Consider the following 1,936-nt stretch of genomic DNA (forward strand, 5'->3'; position numbering starts at 1 on the left):
TCTGGCTGCTAGTCATCATCTATGGCGACCTGTTTAGGCGTCACGACATTTCCGGATGGGGCAAAGCGCTCTGGGTACTTGCGTTGGTCCTTACCTCCTACTTAGGCATTTTCGCCTATCTAATCACTCAAGGAAGGGGTATGGCCGAGCGTAATGCTCAGCAAGCTCAGCAGGCACGCGATGAACTGCGCCGCGTGGTCGGCTACAGCGCAGCCGACGAAATTACCAAACTCGATCAGCTAAAAAAGTCGGGATCGATAACCGATGACGAGTTCGCACGTCTGCGCACCAACTTGATCCAATAAGCATAGCGCGGATTTGGGAGCGGACCTTCCAGGACTAGCGATCAATGTCCGCTTCTGATGCTGTGGACGGCTCCTCCACCGGCGCGCGAGTGCCATGAAAGTGGGTGCTGTTAAGGCCCCCACGATTGAGAGGAGCCAAACATGCAAGCAGTTAAGACAATCGGTCTCGACATCGCCAAGTCGGGTTTTCAGGTGCACGGCGTTGACGCCGATGGCCAGGTGGTCTTCCGCCGTCAATTGAAGCGTCGCAACGTCCTGGCGTTCTTCCAGAAAGTGCCGTCGTGCCTCGTTGGTATGGAGGCCTGTGCGACATCGCATCATTGGTCGCGCGAACTGCAGGCGCTTGGGCATACGGTGCGGCTGATGCCGCCGGCTTACGTGAAGCCCTACGTCAAGCGGCAGAAGAACGATGCCACTGACGCCGAAGCGATCTGCGAGGCGGTCACCAGAGCCAACATGCGGTTTGTCGCGACCAAGACGCCGGAGCAGCAGAGTGGCCTAATGCTTCATCGCACGCGGCACCTGTTTATTCGCCAGCAGACCGCATTGATCAACGCGATCCGTGCCCATCTTGCCGAGTTTGGCATCGTCGCGGCGGTCGGACGCAATGGTCTTGAACAACTGCTCAATGTCGTCGCCGATGCAGGTGACAAACGATTGCCCGAGGTTGCACGCACCTGTCTCATGGCTCTCGGCAGCCAACTGCAAGCCCTGAAAGCAAAGCTCCTGGAGTTCGACCGCATGATCACGGCGTGGCATCGATCCAACGAGACGAGCAAGCGGCTCGATGCGATCCCGGGCGTTGGTCATGTGCTGGCCACGGCACTGGTTGCTAGCATTGCCGATCCGAAAGTGTTTCGGTCAGGGCGAGACTTCTCGGCCTGGATTGGACTGGTGCCGAAGCAGCATTCGAGTGGAGGCAAGGACAGGCTCGGCAGTATCAGCAAGCAAGGTGACCGTTATTTGCGCAGCCTGTTCACAGCGGGCGCGCTTGCTGTCATTCGCTATGCCAAGATCTATGGCACCAAGCATCGGCCTTGGCTCACGGCGTTATTGGCGCGGCGGCCCACCAAGGTCGCCGCCATTGCGCTTGCCAACAAACTCGCGCGGATGGCCTGGGCCATGATGAGCAGGGGCGAACGCTACAAAGAACCCGTCGCGCTGGCGGCGTAAACGAGATCGCGCCGGCCACCCGGCGTGAAGCGAAGGTTGGAAAGGGCAAACAGCACGTAATGCAGAACCGGTCGATCTGGTGATCAGGACAACCCACTTTCCCCCATGCATTGTCGAATGCGGGCTATTGATCGGGACCTGATCCGCGAAGGGCATTATGGCCAGCGGTCATGTGAACCGCGTAAACAGGCCGAACACATGGCTGCACCGACCAATGCTGCACACGTTCAAGAAAGTCCTTGCCAACTCGGAGCCGTCCACACATGGGGGTAAAGCGGACATGACCTTTTGCGGCGCGAATGTCTGCTTTTGACCCAACGCATTGGCTCCGCCGCTTGAGGGAGAGCGATTGACTCCCATGAGAGCGCAGCTTCTAATTCTCCGCTGTGCTTCGTGGTCTATCCAGCCATCCGTCTAGTGACGAGGTGTATCAAGATGGCATCAGACATTTTTGCAAA

At 58.1% G+C, this 1,936-nt stretch carries 1 protein-coding gene and 1 pseudogene; both read left to right on the forward strand.

What is annotated here, in order from left to right; all coding sequences use genetic code 11:
* A pseudogene (locus VJ369_RS00475) lies at positions 1–305 on the forward strand (hypothetical protein); the annotation flags it as partial.
* Between the two features lie 141 nt (positions 306–446).
* Positions 447–1,478 carry an IS110 family transposase gene (locus VJ369_RS00480; protein ID WP_324090200.1) on the forward strand — a complete coding sequence of 344 codons (1,032 nt, stop codon included), beginning with the start codon at positions 447–449 and terminating at the stop codon, positions 1,476–1,478.
* Positions 1,479–1,936 lie beyond the last annotated feature (458 nt).

The organism is Glutamicibacter sp., assembly GCF_035257265.1.
GTDB lineage: Bacteria > Actinomycetota > Actinomycetes > Actinomycetales > Micrococcaceae > Glutamicibacter.

What these genes read in the sequence shown, in the direction of transcription:
- VJ369_RS00480 (WP_324090200.1), top strand. Translation starts at nt 447, where the DNA reads ATGCAAGCAGTTAAGACAATCGGTCTCGACATCGCCAAGTCGGGTTTT.